13 protein-coding genes are annotated in these 18,414 nt (G+C 59.8%); 4 read left to right on the forward strand and 9 right to left on the reverse strand.

Going from position 1 to position 18,414, the window contains the following annotated elements; all coding sequences use genetic code 11:
* Positions 1-170: 170 nt before the first annotated feature.
* Together ACTWLJ_RS25030 and lpxH are read left to right on the forward strand one after the other, a co-directional pair.
* Positions 171-677, forward strand: coding sequence for a peptidylprolyl isomerase (locus ACTWLJ_RS25030; protein WP_445178896.1), 507 nt, complete (start codon positions 171-173; stop codon positions 675-677).
* Positions 674-1,426, forward strand: coding sequence for a UDP-2,3-diacylglucosamine diphosphatase (lpxH, locus tag ACTWLJ_RS25035; RefSeq protein ID WP_445178897.1), 753 nt, complete (start codon positions 674-676; stop codon positions 1,424-1,426). The genes ACTWLJ_RS25030 and lpxH overlap by 4 nt, the downstream gene beginning before the upstream one ends.
* Before the next feature lie 121 nt (positions 1,427-1,547).
* Here the strand turns inward: lpxH and ACTWLJ_RS25040 are convergent, their stop codons facing one another.
* From ACTWLJ_RS25040 to ACTWLJ_RS25075, 8 genes are all read right to left on the reverse strand, one after another.
* Positions 1,548-3,077 carry a DHA2 family efflux MFS transporter permease subunit gene (locus ACTWLJ_RS25040; protein WP_445178898.1) on the reverse strand — a complete coding sequence of 510 codons (1,530 nt, stop codon included), beginning with the start codon at positions 3,075-3,077 and terminating at the stop codon, positions 1,548-1,550.
* Positions 3,078-3,309: 232 nt separating this feature from the next.
* The gene (locus ACTWLJ_RS25045) at positions 3,310-4,512 is read right to left on the reverse strand and encodes an HlyD family secretion protein (protein WP_445178899.1); all 1,203 of its coding nucleotides are present in this window, start codon (positions 4,510-4,512) and stop codon (positions 3,310-3,312) included.
* Positions 4,513-4,527: 15 nt separating this feature from the next.
* Positions 4,528-5,997, reverse strand: coding sequence for an efflux transporter outer membrane subunit (locus tag ACTWLJ_RS25050; protein ID WP_445178900.1), 1,470 nt, complete (start codon positions 5,995-5,997; stop codon positions 4,528-4,530).
* A complete protein-coding gene (locus ACTWLJ_RS25055) occupies positions 5,987-6,469 on the reverse strand; it encodes a MarR family winged helix-turn-helix transcriptional regulator (protein ID WP_445178901.1) in 483 nt (160 codons plus the stop codon). Before ACTWLJ_RS25055 ends, ACTWLJ_RS25050 begins: the two co-directional genes overlap by 11 nt.
* Positions 6,470-6,723: 254 nt before the next feature.
* Complete coding sequence (locus tag ACTWLJ_RS25060; RefSeq protein ID WP_445178902.1) at positions 6,724-8,046, reverse strand: HdeD family acid-resistance protein; 1,323 nt, start codon at positions 8,044-8,046, stop codon at positions 6,724-6,726.
* 154 nt (positions 8,047-8,200) lie between these two features.
* Positions 8,201-11,875 carry a translocation/assembly module TamB domain-containing protein gene (locus ACTWLJ_RS25065; protein WP_445178903.1) on the reverse strand — a complete coding sequence of 1,225 codons (3,675 nt, stop codon included), beginning with the start codon at positions 11,873-11,875 and terminating at the stop codon, positions 8,201-8,203.
* Positions 11,872-13,599 (reverse strand): autotransporter assembly complex protein TamA, encoded by a 1,728-nt coding sequence (locus ACTWLJ_RS25070; RefSeq protein ID WP_445178904.1) that lies wholly within the window; start codon positions 13,597-13,599, stop codon positions 11,872-11,874. The genes ACTWLJ_RS25065 and ACTWLJ_RS25070 overlap by 4 nt, the downstream gene beginning before the upstream one ends.
* 66 nt (positions 13,600-13,665) lie before the next feature.
* Positions 13,666-14,316, reverse strand: a complete 651-nt coding sequence (locus ACTWLJ_RS25075) for a GNAT family N-acetyltransferase (RefSeq protein WP_445178905.1) — start codon at positions 14,314-14,316, stop codon at positions 13,666-13,668.
* A gap of 328 nt (positions 14,317-14,644) precedes the next feature.
* Between ACTWLJ_RS25075 and xthA the strand changes: the two genes are divergently transcribed.
* Both xthA and ACTWLJ_RS25085 read left to right on the forward strand, forming a co-directional pair.
* Positions 14,645-15,457, forward strand: a complete 813-nt coding sequence (xthA, locus tag ACTWLJ_RS25080) for an exodeoxyribonuclease III (protein ID WP_445178906.1) — start codon at positions 14,645-14,647, stop codon at positions 15,455-15,457.
* A 190-nt stretch (positions 15,458-15,647) separates the two neighbouring features.
* The gene (locus ACTWLJ_RS25085) at positions 15,648-16,982 is read left to right on the forward strand and encodes a substrate-binding domain-containing protein (RefSeq protein WP_445178907.1); all 1,335 of its coding nucleotides are present in this window, start codon (positions 15,648-15,650) and stop codon (positions 16,980-16,982) included.
* Between the two features lie 146 nt (positions 16,983-17,128).
* Here the strand turns inward: ACTWLJ_RS25085 and ACTWLJ_RS25090 are convergent, their stop codons facing one another.
* Positions 17,129-18,358: an acyl-CoA dehydrogenase gene (locus tag ACTWLJ_RS25090; RefSeq protein ID WP_445178908.1), complete on the reverse strand. Its 1,230-nt coding sequence runs from the start codon at positions 18,356-18,358 to the stop codon at positions 17,129-17,131.
* Between the last annotated feature and the right edge of the window lie 56 nt (positions 18,359-18,414).

The following is an 18,414-nucleotide window of genomic DNA, read 5'->3' on the forward strand; positions in this document are numbered from 1 at the left end:
CCTATAAAGGAACGCATTTAATCGCCGGGATTTGAAAAACAGCCTCGAAATTCGCGCCTGTCACGCTAAACTGCGCACCTTGGCCGAAGCAGGCTGAACCGGTTGCGGGACTTAATGTCCCAAAACCACGAATTCTTTATAAAATGCTTCATTGAAAAAGAGCACCGATCATGACTCAAGTCAAACTGACCACCAACCATGGCGACATCGTCATCGAACTGAACGCTGAAAAGGCGCCGATCACCGTCGCCAACTTCATCGAGTACGTTAAAGCCGGTCACTACGAAAACACCGTTTTCCACCGTGTTATCGGTAACTTCATGATCCAGGGCGGCGGTTTCGAGCCAGGCATGAAGGAAAAGAAAGACAAGCGTCCAAGCATTCAAAACGAAGCTGACAACGGCCTGCCAAACGAGAAATACTCCCTCGCCATGGCTCGCACCATGGAGCCACATTCGGCTTCCGCGCAGTTCTTCATCAACGTCGCTGACAACAGCTTCCTGAACCACAGCGGCAAGAACACCCAGGGTTGGGGCTACGCGGTATTCGGTAAAGTGACTGCCGGTACTGACGTTGTCGACAAGATCAAAGGTGTTTCGACCACTTCCAAGGCCGGCCACCAGGACGTACCAGCAGAAGACGTGATCATCGAGAAAGCCGAGATCATCGAAGCGTGATATTGCTGATTTCAGACTTGCATCTGGAAGAGGAGCGCCCGGACATCACCCGGGCGTTTCTGGATTTGCTCGCCGGACGCGCCCGCTCGGCGAGTGCGTTGTACATTCTGGGCGACTTTTTCGAGGCGTGGATTGGCGACGATGCCATGACCCCGTTCCAGCGTTCCATCTGCCAGGCCTTGCGCGAACTCAGCGACAGCGGCACGGCAATTTTTCTGATGCACGGCAATCGTGACTTCCTGCTCGGCAAGGCTTTCTGCAAAGAAGCCGGCTGCACGCTGCTGAAGGACCCGAGTGTCGTGCAGTTTTACGGCGAGCCGGTGCTGCTGATGCACGGCGACAGTCTGTGTACCCGTGATATCGGTTACATGAAATTGCGCCGCTACCTGCGTAACCCGATCACCCTGTTCATCCTGCGTAACCTGCCCTTGAGCACCCGCCATAAACTGGCGCGCAAACTGCGCAGTGAAAGCCGTGCGCAGACGCGGATGAAGGCCAATGACATTGTCGATGTCACGCCTGAGGATATTCCACGGATCATGCAGGAATACGGGGTGAAAACCCTGATTCACGGGCATACCCATCGTCCGGCGATCCACAAGCTGCAGCTCGGCGAGCAGGCGGCAAAGCGGATTGTGCTGGGGGATTGGGATCGTCAGGGCTGGGCGTTGCAGGTGGATGAGAACGGGTTTGCGTTGGCACCGTTCGACTTCGCCCCGCCGCCCGCACTACCCGCCCCTGGGATCTAGAGATCACAGACTGTCCCTGTGGGAGCGGGCTTGCCCGCGATGAGGCCATCACATTCAACATCTTTGTTGACTGATACTCCGCCATCGCGGGCAAGCCCGCTCCCACAGGTTACATGCAGCCTTAATGCCCGGACGCTGCAGGCCCCGCCTTCGCCGCAAACGGCGGTTTCGCCAGCCACACAATCAGAATCAACCCCATGAATCCCCACCCAAGCAGCGTGAAGTAATCCACGGTGGAGAGCATGTACGCCTGACTGGTAAGCACATGATCCAGTTGCGCATACGCCGTGTTGCCCGCCCCGCCCATCTGATTCAACGCCTCACGGGTCGCTGGCTCATAGGTGCTGAGGCTTTCGCTCATGTAGGCATGGTGCTGATCGGCCCGACGAATCCAGATCCACGTGGTCAGCGAAGCCGCGAAGCTACCACCGAGTGTCCGCAGGAAAGTCGCAAGGCCCGCGCCGTCGGCAATCTGGCTCGGCGGCAAGTCCGACATCAGGATGCTCAGAGTCGGCATGAAGAACAGCGCCACACCGATACCCATGAACAGCTGCACCAAAGCGATGTGCTGGAAGTCGACTTCGCTGGTGAACTTGGCGCGCATGAAGCAGCTCAGGCCAATCGCCAGGAACGCCAGACCCGCCAGCAGACGCAGGTCGAACTTGTGCGCGTACTTGCCGACAAACGGCGACAGCACCACCGGCAGAATCCCGATAGGTGCAACCGCCAGACCGGCCCAGGTCGCGGTGTAACCCATTTGCGTCTGCAACCACTGCGGCAGGATCAGGTTGATGCCGAAGAACCCGGCGTAACCCAACACCAGCACAATCGTGCCGATACGGAAGTTACGGTGCGCAAACAGGCGCAGATTCACCACCGGATGCTTGTCGGTCATTTCCCAGATGATGAATACCGCCAGCGCTACCACGGAAATTGCTGCGCCGATGATGATGAAGTTCGATTCGAACCAGTCGAGGTCATTGCCCTTGTCGAGGATCACCTGCAATGCGCCGACACCGATGATCAGCGAGATCAGCCCGACGTAGTCCATTGGTTGACGGCTGGTGACCACCGGCCGTTTGGCCAGTTGCGAGCGCACGACCATCACCGCAAAAATCCCGATCGGTACGTTGATGAAGAAGATCCACGGCCAACTGTAACTGTCAGTGATCCAGCCGCCGAGAATCGGCCCGGCAATCGGTGCGACCACCGTGACCATCGCCAGCAAGGCCAAAGCCATGCCGCGCCTGGCGGGGGGATAAACCGCGATCAGCAGGGTTTGCGTCATCGGGTACAGCGGCCCGGCCACCAGACCTTGCAGCACGCGGAAGCCGATCAGTTCCGGCATCGACGTCGAAATACCGCAGAGGAACGAGGCCAGTACAAACAGAATCGTCGCCCAGAGAAACAGCTTCACCTCACCGAAACGGCGGCTGAGCCAACCGGTCAGCGGCAGTGCGATGGCGTTACTCACGGCGAACGAGGTAATGACCCAGGTGCCCTGCTCCGAACTCACCCCGAGGTTGCCGGAGATGGTCGGCAACGCCACGTTGGCGATGGTGGTGTCGAGCACTTGCATGAACGTCGCCAGCGACAGGCCGATGGTGCTGAGCAACAGGCTGGGCGGCGTGAAAGAGGCGTTATTGCTCATCGCGAATCCTTTGGGACCTGGTTGGCGCTGCGTCTGTTACAGACACAGCGCCCATGTGGAAAAGAACCTGTGTGTGAGGAGAATTACTGTGGTGAGGGGATTTATCCCCGTTGGACTGCGCAGCAGGCCCATCTTTTCTGGATCAAAAGAGGGGCCGCTTCGCGACCCAACGGGGATGAATCCCCTCGCCACAAATAAATCCCCTTAAATGTTCGTTCCCGCAGGGTGGGTATCAGCGTTGCGCGGTTTTGCTGGCCGCAGCGCTGTTGTCGTGGATCAGTTGCGCGATCATCGCGTCGGCTTCGGCCAGTTGCTGGTCGTAGACGTTGGTGCTGAACGAGGCCTTTTGTGGCGGTTGCTGCGCCAGTACCGGGCCGCTCTGGTCGTGCAGATTGACCTCGACGTTGGTCGACAGACCGACGCGCAGCGGGTGCTTGGCCAGTTCTTCGGCGTTGATGTGAATCCGCACCGGAACACGCTGCACGATCTTGATCCAGTTACCGGTGGCGTTCTGCGCTGGCAACAGGGCAAACGCACTGCCGGTACCGGCGCCGAGGCTGTCGACAGTGCCGCTGTATTTCACGTCGCTGCCATAGATGTCCGACTCGATGTCTACCGGCTGACCGATGCGCATGTCACGCAGTTGGGTTTCCTTGAAGTTGGCGTCGATCCACAACTGGTCCAATGGGATCACCGCCATCAGCGCGGTGCCCGGCTGCACACGTTGACCGAGTTGCACGGTGCGCTTGGCGACGTAACCGGTGACCGGCGCGATCAAGGTGCTGCGAGCATTGGTCAGGTAGGCCTGACGCAGGTCCGCAGCAGCGGACATCACGTCCGGGTGCGACGAAACCACGGTGTCATCGACCAGCGCGCTGGTGGTTTTCAGTTGCTGCTGGGCATTGGCCAGGGCGTTCTGCGCCGAGGTCAGGTCATCACGAGCGTGGGACAGTTCTTCCTGGGAAATCGCGCCGCCAGCGGCGAGGTTTTTCCGGCGGTTGAAGTTGTCCTGGGCTTTTTGCACGTTGGCTTGCTGCGCGTTGACCTGGGCTTTCATGCCATCAACGTTGCTGTACAAACCGCGAACCTGACGCACGGTGCGCGCCAGTTTCGCCTGAGCACTTTGCAGACCGACTTCGGCGTCGTTCGGGTCGAAGTTGATCAGTACCTGACCTTCATGCACCAGGTCGCCGTCATCGGCGCCGATGCTGACCACGGTGCCGGTGACCAACGGGGTGATTTCAACCACGTTGCCGTTGACGTAGGCGTCGTCGGTGCTTTCGTTCCAGCGTCCGACGAATTCGTGATACGCCCAGACGCCGGCACCGGCGAGGATCACCAGAATCGCCAGCACCGTCAGCATGACCTTGCGCTTGCGTGGGTTGCCGGTGTCTGGCGTGTTGTCTTGAGCTTGAGTGTTTTCGGCAGTGGCCATGACAAATACCTTGAATTAGTTGTGCGGCGTGGCTGGGTTGGCGTTGGCTGCGGTCAGGGTTTCGCCCTGAAAGCCGCCGCCCAGCGCTTGCATCAGTTGAATCGACAGATCGATCTGCTCGGCATTCAGGTTCGCCAACTGACGTTGGGCCTGAAGCAATTGCTGCTCGATGCTGAGCACGTCCAGGTAGTTGCCGATGCCGGAACCGTAACGCTGGACCACGGTGTTGTAAGAATCCTGCGCAATGTCGGTCGCGTGTTGCTGGGCGCCGATCTGCCGACCGATGTCGCGCAACTGGTTGATCGTGTCGCTGACATCGCCCAGTGCTTTCACCAGACTTTTGTTGTACTGCGCCACTGCCAGGTCGTAATCGGCGTCACGCGAATCGAGGTTGGCGCGCAGGCGCCCGCCGTCGAAAATCGGCACCGAGATGGTCGGCGCGATACTAAAGAAGCGACTGGCGGAACCGAACATTGCGTCACCCAACAAGGATTCGGCACCGGCCGCAGCCGTAAGGTTCAGGTTGGGATAGAACTGGGTTTTCGCCGCAGCAATGTCTTTGCTCGCGGCCTCCACGCGCCAACGGGCAGCGACCAGATCCGGGCGACGACCAAGCAATTCCGCCGGCAACACCGAAGGCACAGCGACAGCGCTGGCCTGCAAGACTTTCGGCCGGGCGATTTCATTGCCGCGATCCGGGCCTTTGCCGAGCAGCACGGCCAATGCGATTTTGGCGCTGTTCAGACGTTTTTCCGCATCGATCAGACTCGCTTCGGAACTGGCTTCCAGACTTTGTGTTTGCTGGAACTGGTACTGGCTGTCGATCCCGGAACTCAGGCGACGCTGGCTCAGGTCGAGCATTTGCTTGGTGCGTTTGAGGTCGTCGTTGGCTAGGTCGTAGACGATGTGCGCCTGACCGAGATCGCTATAGGCCCGGGCCACATCAGCGGCGAGGGTCAACTGCGCAGCCTGACGGTCGACTTCGGCGGCACGCGCCTGACCGAGTGCAGCTTCCCAGGCGTCACGCTGACCGCCCCAGAGATCGAAGTTGTAATTGAAGCTGGCGCTGACATTGCGCACGGTGGCGTAGGCATCGCCCTGCCCCAGCGGGTCCTGATCCTTGGCCAGACGCGAACGACTGACGCCGGCGCTGGCATCCAGAGTCGGGAAGCGTGCGGCATCGGCGGCCGACGCGGCAGCAAAGGCCTGATGCGCACGGGCTTCGGCAATCTGCATGTCCGGGCTGTCGTGCAACGCTTCGCGGATCAGACCGTCGAGTTGCGGGTCACCAAGACTGGTCCACCAGTCGCTTTTCGGCCATGCGGCGGGCGACAGCGTTACGCCGTTAAGGGACTGGCCAGCCTTGAGGCTTTTCGCATCAAGACTGGCTCCTTTGGTATCGAGGCCACTGTAACTGGCGCAGCCGGCGAGGATCATCGCCGACAGCAGCAGCGTCAGGCTGCTGCGCAAGGTTTTAGCGCTCATTGTGTTCACCTAACCGCTGGAGGGTGATCGGGTCACCGGCCGCCAGCAAAATTTTCTTGAGGATGTATTCCAGGGTCTTCAACTCGTCCGTGGTGACGGCGCCGGCCAGTTCATTCATCGCGTCGGCGCCGATGTGCGGCAGGCGATCAGCCAGTTGCTGGCCTTGCTCGGTCAGGGTCAATTGCACCTGACGGCGATCACCTTCGCTGCGTTGGCGAGCGAGGAAGCCTTTCTGTTCCAGACGATCGAGCATGCGCGTCATCGAACCGCTGTCCAGCGACAGATGCCGGCAGAGTTCGGCCGGGGTATCGACGCCGTACTGAGCCATGATGATCAACACTTTGAACTGCGCGGCGGTGATGCCGTGCGGGTCCATGTGGGTGTCGATGATCCGGTCCTTGAGCAGCGCAGCACGGCCAAGCAACAGGCCGAGATGGCAATGTTTGAATTCGTCCGGGGTGAAATGCTTCATTTGCTCACCTAATAACTGCCTAGGCAGTGAATGTATGTCGAGATGTTACTGCCTAGGCAGCGAATGTCAACGGAATAGTTAGGAAGCTTGGTAATTAGTTGACCAATGGAGTTGGTTTTTGTGGCGCACACACGGACGCCTTCGCTGGCAAGCCAGCTCCCACAGGGTCCGCGTCGTACTCAGAATTCATGTACACCGCAGAAATATGTGGGAGCTGGCTTACCAGCGATTGGAGCGACTGGATGTAAAGCCAGTCAGGATTTTTCGGAAGGATGGGCTGACTGTTGTGGCTGGATGGGATGTATCTCACGCCCACGCAACGCATCTGCCGCATAACCGCAGGCGCGTTTGATCACCGCGTAAATGCTGTGCCAGCCCGGCGGCACCGGTTCAATCGCTGCATGCAACGCCAACGCGTAGTCGAGCACCAGCCCCGGCGTCCAGGCCATCGCCTCCGCGCGTTTGCGCACTTGGGCCGCGACCCAGAATTCGGGACTGATGATGACCCGGACAAAATCCAGCATGCTCGAATGACCTCGATTCATCGCGCCTTCAAGGGCCGCTTCGAGGCTGTGGGCGACCGCACTGGAACAATTGCGGCTGGTCAGGTTGTAAGTGCTGTTGCGCCGATAATCCGCCCAGAACGCATACAGTCGCCGAGCGTCGTAGTGGGTAAAACTGACCTGAACCACTGACGGGCACCAGTCGGCAACCTCGCTCGCATAGTCAGGCAAAAACCTGCCAGCAACATCGTTGTTCGGCGTCGCCCGCAGCAGCCGCACGAAATCCCCCGCCGACCGATCAATGTCGTCCTGCGGGTAGTGGCTGATGTAAATGTCCGGGCCGCATTCCAGCGCGGCGTGGCCGGCGGAGACCACGCCGTTGATGTCGACCGCCGCGATATAGCGATTGAGCAGCCGGTTACGCACCAAGGTGTCGTCAACGGTGCCGCTGGGTGTCCAGACATGAATCACCAGCGCGGCGCTGGATGCAGGCGCACTGACCGAGGGAGGCGTTACCGGCAACGGCCCGTTTCTGTAGAGCATTCCCTGACGCAACAAAGCGCAACCCGAGAGAAAAATGCTCATGCCAATGCAGAACGGCACCGTTCCCTTATAAAGCGTCGGGTACGGTTCGAGGATGAACAGACCAAAGCCGATTTCGAACAAACCCGTCAGCAGAGACACCTGCCAACCGACGAAGCGCACCACCACCGCAGCGGCCAGACGAAAGCCGCCATCAACGATAAAAGCCCCGCCAAACAGCACCGCCAGAATCAGGCCGGCGGCGTGTTGCCGGTCGACGATCAGCAGCCCAAGCACCAGAAAAACCATCCCTCGTACTTTGCGCAGGGCCTCAGCGGTACCGGTCTGCGGTGCGGGCACCAGCAGCAGGATCAGTGCTTCGAGCAGCAACAGGTAGCCGAACACATGCAGCGGAAAATACAGCACGCCGTCCAGCGCATCGATGAAGATGGCCACCCCGGCCGCACCCCAGACGACACCGGTCAGGGCCAGCGTCGACCAGCGCTTGCGGACAAAATCGCTACCCAGCAAAACCATACTCAAACGGACCATAGGCGCCCCTGTTCCCTTCGGCCAGCCGCAAACCGCAGCTTTCGAGCTGCGGTAAGTCTAATACATGCAGGCAATGCCGCTGGCGGCTCCAACAGGGAATGGGATCATCCTGTTGGAGCCGCCGAAGGGCTGCGATCTTTTGATCTTCAGCGGGCTAGAAATCGCGCTTATAGAAGATGTCCAGCGAACTGGCCACACCGCTGGCGGCTTCCAGATAGACCTTCTTGCTCAGCTTGTAGCGCAAGGCAATAGTGTTGGCCGGTTCGAACACACCGACGCCATAACGCAGGCTGAGTTTCTCCGAGATATTGCCGCTGGCCACCACGCTGGTGGTGTTGCCGCTGCCTTGGGTGTCGAGCTGGAAATCCTGAATCCCCAGATCCTTGGCCAGACCGCTGGTCACCCCGGAGCTGCCCATCAGGCCCAGTCCGAGCGCGGCTTGCGCCAGCATGTTGTTGTCTTCACCGTTGGTGCTCAACGGACGACCCAGCACCAGATACGACAGCGCCTGCTCCTGACTCATCGCCGGCTCGGAGAAGATCTGCGTGGTCGGCTGTTCGGCGCTGCCGCTGAGGCGAATCCCGGCGATCACGTCGTCAGTCTGGCGGATCGCTTCGATGTCCAGATACGGCTGATCGACCGGCCCGGCGAACAACAGACGCGCACGACGCACCGTCAGGCGCTGGCCATACGCACGGTATTTGCCGTCGTTGAGCCACAGCTCACCGCGCGTATCCATGTTGTCGCCGATGTGCACCTGACCTTGTAGGTTGGCGGTGAGACCGAAACCGGCGAAGCTCAGTTTGTCCTGGCCAACGATCACGTCGATATCCATTTTCATCGCCAGCGGTGGTTTGCCCTCTTCGGTCTGTGCGCCGACGATGATCGTGTCATCGGAGACTTTCACCGTCGATGGCGGCAATTCACGCACAGTGATTTCACCTTTGGGCACCAACACCTTGCCAGCAATTTTCAACTCGTCGCCAGCCATGGAAATTTTCAGATCCGGCGCGACTTCGAGCTTGGCATAGGGTTCGACGGTGACCGGCAACTGTGTGCCTTTGAGCGCCAGATCGACCATCAGCGCCTGCCCCCAGGCGACATTGCCGCTCAGACTGCCCTGCCCGGTCTTGCCGCTTTTCCAGCCGCCATCCAGCCGCACGGCTTCACCGGCGATCACTGCTTGCAACTGCAGATCCTTGAGTTCCATCGGCAGTTCGGCGCCGGACACTTCGCCGTCGCTGAGTTGCACGGTGCCGTTGACCAGCGGCGCCAACAGCCCACCGGAAATCGTGCCGCTACCGTTCAAGCGTCCGGTGAGTTTCTCGACCATTGGCACAAACGGCCGCGCCACCGACAAATCCAGACCGCTGAGGCGGAACGAGCCGTTCACCGGTTTGTTTTTCGGCAGCGGATTGAGCTGCGCCTGCACCATCAATTCACCGAGTTTGCCGCCGACGAAGTTGAGGTCGGTGTCGATGCGCTTGGGCGTGAGTTTGCTGGTGAGCTTGAGGGTCTGGTACGGGAAGTCCAGCCACTGGTCTTTTTCCTTCATGCGCAATGTGCCGCCGCTGGCGTCGATGCTGATCTGACCGTTGGGGCCGCTGGCCGGCAAGTCCAGTTGCAGATCGGCGTTGAGCTTGCCCTGCCAGGCGAAATCCTTGGGCAGCCATTGCGCCAGGCTTTCAATCGGGAATTGCTTGAGGTGATAGCGCAGCTTCGGATCGGGCATCAGCCGCTGATCTTCACCGCACAGGCTGGCACTGCCGGACATCCAGCAATGCGCGCCGAAATTGATTTTGCCGTCGGCCAGACGTTCGAGTTTGGCTGGATTTTGCAGCTTCCAGTCCTGACCACCGGCCTGAATATCACCACTGGCCAGACGACCGCGCCAGTTGCCCTTGTCCAGATTGCCGTCGAGCCCGAGTGCCAGTTTCAGCTTCGGCCCAAGCAGGTCGAGGCTGAGTTTCTGGCTCTTGATATCGCCCTGGCCGCTGACGGTCAGGTTACCCAAAGACGTATCGCCAGCCTGAATCGCGCTGCCCTTGAGGTCGATCTTCGCCCGTTGCGCGCTGTCGAGGGTGGCGTCGAGGTTGAGGCTTTGCAGACGATTGTCCTGAAACGCCAGTTGCGAACCTTGCAGACCGAGTTTGCCCTGCGGCGCCTTCAGCGTGCCGGCGACGTCGATCTGGCCATTGATCTGCCCACGCAGTTGCGGCCAGAGTTGCGCCAGACGCGGCAGTTTGATATCGATCTGCCCGGCGAGTTTCTGTTGCAGGCTGCCCTTGCCGTTGATGCTGTTGTCGCCGAGGCGGATTTGCAGGGCGTTGAGGTTCCACTGTTCGCCCGCGCCGTCGGCCTTGGCTTGCAGCACGGCCGGTTGCCCGCGCAGTTTGCCTTTGAGGTCGAGGTCGGCGCTGAGGCTCAGGCGCTCGTTCTTCATCTCGCCTTTGCTTTTCAATGGCCCGGCCAGGGTGCCCGGCAGTTCCGCGACCCAGTACGCCGGATTGAACGCCGACAGATCGAGCGCGGTATCCCAGGCGATGCCGTCGGCGAACTGCACGTTGACGTGCCCTTCGGCCTTGCCCTGCCCGGCTTCGAGTTTGAATTGCGGCAGAAAGATCTGTTTCAGGTTGCCGCTGAACGGACTGCTCAGACTGAACGCACCTGCCGGGCCATCGAGAGCGGCGGCGAAATTGCCGAGGTATTGACCGTCGGTGTAGGAGACTTCGCCATTAAAGGTACGCAACGCGACTTGCGGCTCGTCGATTTCCGGATAGAGCCGATGCCACGGAAAGTCCTGCCAGTTGATATTGGCTTGAGCGGTCAGGCCTTTGCTCCAGTCCACGTTGCCGGTGAGCTTGAGGCTTTGTTTGTCGCTGGCGTTCAGGTCGAGCCCGGCGATCTGCGCGCCCTTGGCGTCAACCTTGCCCTTGAGCAGCAACGCCACCGGGCCTTTCTCCGCAGGCAGCGTGGCGTTGCCGAGCAATTGGTAACCGTTTTTCAGGTCACCCTCGCCGGTCAGCAGCAGTTGATTGAGCTGCAGAGTGTCCGGCAGGTCAGCGCTCGGCTTGAAGCTGTCGCTGGTGATGCGCACTTTGGCCGGCAGGTTTTCTACCAGCGGTTGTAACTCGCCGCTCAGTTGACCCTCGAGGTAGCCACGACTGTCGGCGTGCAGGTTGAGGGTTTTCAGCAGATCGCCATCGATTTTCAGCGCCAGCGTCCACGGGCCAGTGCCCGGAGACGGCAGGCCGAGTTGCCCTTCAACCTTCAGCGGCCAGTTGCCGGTCGGTTGCAGCAACCCGGAAAGGCTCAGGCTCAAGTCATCACGCTGCAATTGCGCGGAGTCGATCTGCAAACCGTTGGCCGTCCAGTGCGCCGCCAGTTTCAGGCCTTTGAGCTGTTCGCTGCCGTCGAGCAGCAGGCTGCCGATCTGCACGTCGCCGAGTTCGATGGCCACCGGCAATTGCAGGTCCGGCAAGCTGATCGGACCGCTGTCGGTGGTTTCGGCACTGGGCGCAAATTGCAGGATGACCTGATCGGTCTTGAGCTGATCGATGCACAGCGTCATGCGCGTCAGGCACAGCGGCGACCATTCGAAGATCGGCTTGTTCAGCTCGACGCGATTGCCGCCCTGTTCCCACAACAGATGATCGGCGCTCCATTGCCCGCCGAGCCGACCCTGGAAATTTTCCACGCTCAATCCCGGCACCAGCCCCAGCGCCCATCGGCTGCCGGCCTGCGTTCCGAGCAGTGCCGCGATGGCCAGCACGATCAGCAACACCAGCGAAAAAAGCGCCAGCAAGGTAATTTTCAAACCACGTTTCACAGCTCAGGCCCCATGGAAAAATGCAGCCGGATGCCGCCATCGTCATCAAGCGCGTGGGCCAGGTCGAGGCGGATCGGCCCCACCGGCGAGACCCAGCGCACGCCGATACCGACCCCGGTCTTGAGGTTCGGCAGTTCGAGTTTGTTGAAAGAGTTGCCCTGATCGACGAAGGTCGCGATGCGCCATTTCTCGGCAATCGAATATTGATACTCGACGCTACCAGCGACCATGTAACGTCCGCCGATGCGGTCGCCCTCGGAGTTTTCCGGGGACAGGCTCTGGTAGTCGTAACCGCGCACGCTCTGGTCGCCACCGGCAAAGAAGCGCAGCGATGGCGGGATCGAGTTGTAGCCGTTGGTGGCGCTGCCACCGACCTGCACCCGGCCGAGGAAACGGTGGTTATCGAACACCGTGGTCAGACCTTTGATCAGTGCCGTGCCGTACAGCAGATTGTTGTCCGAGCCCAAACCCTCTTTGGCGACCTTGCTTTCGAAGGTCAGGCGATAGCCGTTGTGCGGATCGATGCGGTTGTCGCTTTTCAGGTAGGAATAGCTCACGCCGGGCATCAGCAAGGTACTGAGTCCGGAGTCATCGCCGAGCTGGTATTCCTCGCGCTGCCACTTCAGCGAGATCACCCGTTGCCAGCCGCTGGGCAACTTGCTGTGCCATTCCGGGCCGACAGTCAGCAGCTTGCTCAGGGTGTCGGAGCCGTCGATGTCTTCGTATTGGTAACCGGCCGCCCAACGCAGTTTGTCGGTCAGCGGCGGGTCGAGCGGGATGTCATAGAACACCCCGACGTTTTGCCGTGGCGCCGAGAGTTCCGCTTCCCAGCCATAACTGTCGCCCTGCGGGTTGACCCAATGCCGGGTCCAGTTGGCCTTGATGCGCGGGCCGACGTCGGTGGAGTAACCGAGGCCCAACCCCATGGTGCGCGGCTTGCGTGTGTCGAGTTTGACCGCGACCGGAATCACCCCGTCCTTCGAGGCGGTAGGCGCGGCGTCGACGCGAACACCTTCGAAATAGCCGCTCGATTGCAGATCGCGGTTGAGTTCGGCGATCAGTTCGGAGTCATACGGCCCGCCGGCCTTGAACGGCACCATGCGTTGCAGCAGGTCTTCGTCGAACGGTGTGTCGCCTTCGAAACTGACTTTGCCCAGCGCATAACGCGGGCCGCTTTCGTAGATCAATTCAATGTCGGCAATCCCGGCCCGGGGATCGACCAATAGTTTCTGGCTGGTGAAGTGGCCGCTGAAAAAACCGAAGCGCGAAGCCTGATTCTGAATAATTCTTTTGGCGTCTTCATAACGCCCATGATTGAGCACCGCGCCGGATTTCAACGCGTCGGTTTGTGGTACTCGAAAGGATTTGAGGGAGGCGGCAGGCCCGTCGACACGGATCGTGACGTTACGCAGCCGAATCGGCTCGCCGGGATCGATTTTCAACACCAGACGCGGATTTTCGCCGCCCTTGACGTCACTTTCGATCTGCGGCTGATAGTAGCCCAAGGCCTGCGCGGCTTTGCGCGCCTGCTCCTCGGCACCGCGACTGAAGCGCTGCAAGGCTTCTTCGTCACGGTCGCCTAGGCTGCCGATATAGCCCTCTATATTGGCTTTAAGCTCATCGTTGGACGGTTTGATCCGTACGTCCAATTCACTTTGCGCCAACGCCGCGCAGCTGGTTAACAGCACAAGCACGCCGCTGGTAAATCTTCCTGGAAACTTCATAGGCGCGGATGCTATCACGAGCTTGGGAGGGTGATAGAACCAGACTTTTCCCAAAAAGTTCGATGGTTATGCCATTGCAGTTTGTAACACCTGCGGATTGGCGTGAAAAAATACGTGCTCGCGCACTGGCCCGACAGCGACTTCGCCAATCTCTTCATAACCCTGACGTTTATAGAATTCCAGGTAGCGTGGGTTGCCTGTGTCGAGCACCACGCCTTGCGAAGTTTCATCCACCGCGCACCAGTTATGCACCGCCGTCAGCAATTGCTCGCCGAAGTGTTTGCCCTGGAACTGCGGGTGAATGCCCAGCAGCGGCAACATGTGTACTGAATCGCTGGGGACGCAGGCCGCCACCGCATCGTGATATTCCAGATAGCGTCGGGTGCAGCGGAAACCGGTGCTCAGCACCATGCGCAGGCGCCATGCCCAACTTTCGGTGATGCCCAAACGGCGCTGCGGCGGCGCGATCAGGGCGATGCCGATCAAGCGGTCGTTGACCAGCAGGCCGATGGCCGGCAGATCCTGCAGAAAATGCTGTTTGACCAGTTCGCGCACTGTCGCCCGCACTCGCTGTTCATACCCGGGCCGCTCGGCTTCGAACAGGTAAGCGAAGGTCGGCTCGTGGCGATAAGCCTGATACAGCAGCGAGCGCGCTTCACGCGAGTAACCGCGATCGAGCATGTGGATGTCGGCGATGGCGGTCTGGGTTTCAGGCATGACAGTGATTCTCCCCGGGGCGCGGCTCGTGTGGCTGCGCTCTTGTTGGTACGAACCTTTTGGCGTTGGCACAGTTCCCCTCAGGTATAGACCAACTGAAGATCTTCATCGACTCGACTGGCGCTAATCGCTGGCAAGCCAGCTCCCACAGGTTTTTGCAGTGATCACAGATTTCAGTCAAGACACAAACATTGTGGGAGCTGGCTTGCCAGCGATGGGGCCAGTAAAAGCACCCCACATCTGACAGAACAAAATGAATCTGCTTACCCCACACTGGCCCCCATCCCACATGTCAGCTAGCATCGCCCTTTTGCCAGGACTGCCGACCATGAAGATCGTTTCCTTCAACATCAACGGACTGCGCGCCCGTCCGCATCAGCTGGCAGCGCTGATCGAAAAACACCAGCCGGACGTGATTGGCCTGCAGGAAACCAAGGTCCACGATGACCAGTTCCCGCTGGAAGAAGTGCGCGCGCTGGGCTACCACGTGTATTACCACGGCCAGAAAGGCCATTACGGCGTGGCCATGCTCTCGCGCCAAGAGCCGATTGAGATCCATAAAGGCTTCGCCAGCGATGAAGAAGACGCTCAGCGTCGCTTTATCTGGGGCACGTTCGCCGACGCCAATGGCGTGCCGGTGACCATCATGAACGGCTACTTCCCGCAGGGCGAAAGCCGCGACCACCCGACCAAATTCCCGGCCAAACAGCGTTTCTACAACGATCTGCAAACGCTGCTGGAAACCCAGTTCAACAACGAACAGCCAGTCGTGGTGATGGGCGACGTGAACATCTCGCCGGAAGACTGCGACATCGGCATCGGCCCGGACAACATGAAACGTTGGCTGAAGACCGGCAAGTGCAGTTTCCTCCCGGAAGAGCGCGAGTGGATGGCCCGCCTGAAGAACTGGGGCCTGACCGACAGCTATCGCCATCTGAACCCGGACGTGACCGACATGTTCAGCTGGTTCGACTATCGCAGCCGTGGTTTCGAGGACAATCCCAAGCGTGGCCTGCGCATCGACGTGATTCTGGCGTCCCGTGGTTTGCTGCCACGAGTGAAAGCTGCGGGCGTGGACTATGAATTGCGTGGCATGGAAAAACCTTCGGACCATGCGCCGATCTGGCTTGAGTTGAGCTGATTTCAGACTCACCTCAATTCCAATGTGGGAGCGAGCTTGCTCGCGAAGGCGTATTGTCAGTCAATAACCATGGCGACTGACTCACCGCCTTCGCGAGCAAGCTCGCTCCCACATTTGCCTTCTGTCATTTTTCAGAAACATTTACGACTTAATCTCCCCGGCAATCCCCTTGGCTGTAAACGGTGCCGGCATGATCCTGCGTGTTCTGTTCGTATTTTTGTGCGGCGCATGGCTGTCGGTTGCGGCCTCCGCCCTGCCCGTTCCTGAAAGCGACCCGGCCTTGCGCATTCAGGGTTCGAACACCATTGGCGCGGATCTCGGCCCGGCGCTGGTCGAAGGTTTCCTGCTGGATCAGGGCCTGCTGAAAATCCACCGGGAAAACCCCGACACCGCCAACGAACAACGGATCGTCGGGCAAACCAGCGATGGCAAGCGGGTGATGGTGGAAGTCGCCGCCCACGGTTCCAGCACTGGATTCACCGCGCTGAAAAACACCAGTGCCGATCTCGCCGCCTCCTCGCGCCCGATCAAGGACAGCGAACTGGCGAGCCTGCAATTTCTCGGTGATCTGAAAAGCCCCGCCGCCGAGCAAGTCATCGCCATCGATGGTCTGGCGATCATCCTTCACCCCGACAATCCATTGCAGCAACTGAACACCGAGCAACTGGCGCGGATCTTCAGCGGCGAGGTGAAAACCTGGGAAGAACTCGGCGGGCGTGGCGGCGCGATTCATTTATATGCGCGGGATGATCAGTCCGGCACCTATGACACCTTCAAGGAACTGGTCCTCAGCGGTCGTGGGAAAAGTCTGAGCAGCACCGCGAAAAGGTTCGAATCCAGTGAGCAATTGTCGGATGCCGTCAGCAGCGATCCGCAAGCTATAGGGTTTATTGGTTTGCCCTACGTGCGCCAGGCCAAAGCCGTGGCGATTGCCGATGGGCAATCCCAGGCGATGTTGCCGCTTAACAGCCTGATTGCGACGGAGGACTATCCGCTGTCGCGGCGGCTGTTCTTTTACCTACCGCCCGCCAGCGAAAACCCTTGGGCCAAGGCTTTGGTCGAGTTTGCGCAAAGTCCCAAGGGCCAGGCGATTGTCGCGGCCAACGGCTTTATCGCGCAGACCGTACACGCTATCGCAGTCACGCCGAATGTGCTGATGCCGGAGGGTTATCAATCCCTCAGCCGGCATGCCCAGCGTCTGACAGTGAACTTCCGTTTTGAAGAAGGCAGCGCCAGTCTGGATAACAAGGCTCGCCAGGATCTGGCCCGGGTGCTCGACTATATAAAGCGCAACGACAAGACTGAACGCGCGGTGACGCTGGTGGGGTTTGGTGATGCCAAGGACGATCCGGCGCGGGCGGATTTGCTGTCGAAGTTGCGGGCAATGGCGGTACGGCGGGAGTTGGTGAAGAGCGGCGTGGTGTTGCGCGAAGTGCGCGGCTTCGGCGCGCAGATGCCGGTGGCGGCGAACAGCGCGGATGAGGGGCGGATCAAAAATCGGCGGGTTGAGGTTTGGGTTAATTGAACCTGTCGTTGATGCGTTGAATGTACCAAAGCCATCGCGGGCAAGCCCGCTCCCACAGGGATCTCCAGTGAACACAAATCATGTGTACACCAGAGAGACCTGTGGGAGCCGGGCTTGCCCGCGATGAACGATAACGCGGTTCTGGCTCAGCGCTCGCTACGCAGCATTTCCTTCGGCACGTATTTGCCGATCTCGAACTTGCCGATTGCTGCGCGGTGTACTTCGTCCGGGCCGTCGGCCAGGCGCAGGGTGCGTTGCATGGCGTACATATAGGCCAGCGGGAAATCGTTGGAAACCCCGGCGCCACCATGCATCTGGATCGCCCGATCGATCACCCGCAATGCCACGTTCGGCGCGACGACTTTGATCTGCGCAATCTCGCTTTTCGCGATTTTGTTGCCGACGGTGTCCATCATGTACGCCGCTTTCAAAGTCAGCAGACGCGCCATGTCGATTTCCATCCGCGAGTCGGCGATCTTGTCGATGTTACCGCCCAGTCGCGCCAGCGGTTTGCCGAACGCGGTGCGGCTCACCGAGCGTTTGCACATCAATTCCAGTGCACGCTCGGCCATGCCAACCGAGCGCATGCAATGGTGAATCCGGCCTGGGCCGAGACGACCTTGAGCGATTTCAAAACCGCGTCCTTCACCCAACAAGACGTTTTCGTACGGCACCCGCACGTTATCGAACAGCACTTCAGCGTGACCGTGCGGCGCGTCGTCGTAGCCGAACACCGGCAGTGGACGGACGATTTTCACGCCCGGGGTGTCCACCGGCACGAGGATCATCGAGTGCTGGGCGTGACGCGGTGCGTCGGGATTGCTCAGGCCCATGAAGATCAGGATCTTGCAGCGCGGATCGCAAGCACCGGAGGTCCACCATTTTTTGCCGTTGATCACCCACTCGTCGCCATCACGCACGGCGCGGGCAGCCATGTTGGTGGCATCGGATGAGGCCACGTCGGGTTCGGTCATGGCGAATGCCGAGCGGATTTCGCCGCGCAGCAACGGTTTAAGCCAGCGCTGTTTCTGCTCTTCGTTGGCGTAGCGCACCAGCACTTCCATGTTGCCGGTGTCCGGCGCCGAGCAGTTGAACGGCTCCGGCCCGAGCAGCGAGCGGCCCATGATTTCCGCCAGCGGCGCGTATTCAAGGTTAGTCAGGCCGGCACCGAGTTCCGACTCAGGCAGAAACAAGTTCCACAGCCCTTCGGCCTTGGCCTTGAGTTTGAGCTCTTCCATGATCGCGGTCGGCTGCCAGCGGTCGCCTTCGGCAACCTGACGCTCGAACACGGCTTCGGCGGGATAAACGTAGGTGTCCATGAACGCGGTCACGCGCTCACGCAGTTCCTGAACCTTGGGCGAATAAGCGAAATCCATGAGCATCTACCTTCTTTTTGGAGAGGTTGTTTAGGTCATGCAATCGATGCTAGAAC

The sequence above is a fragment of the Pseudomonas sp. McL0111 genome (genome assembly GCF_052567255.1).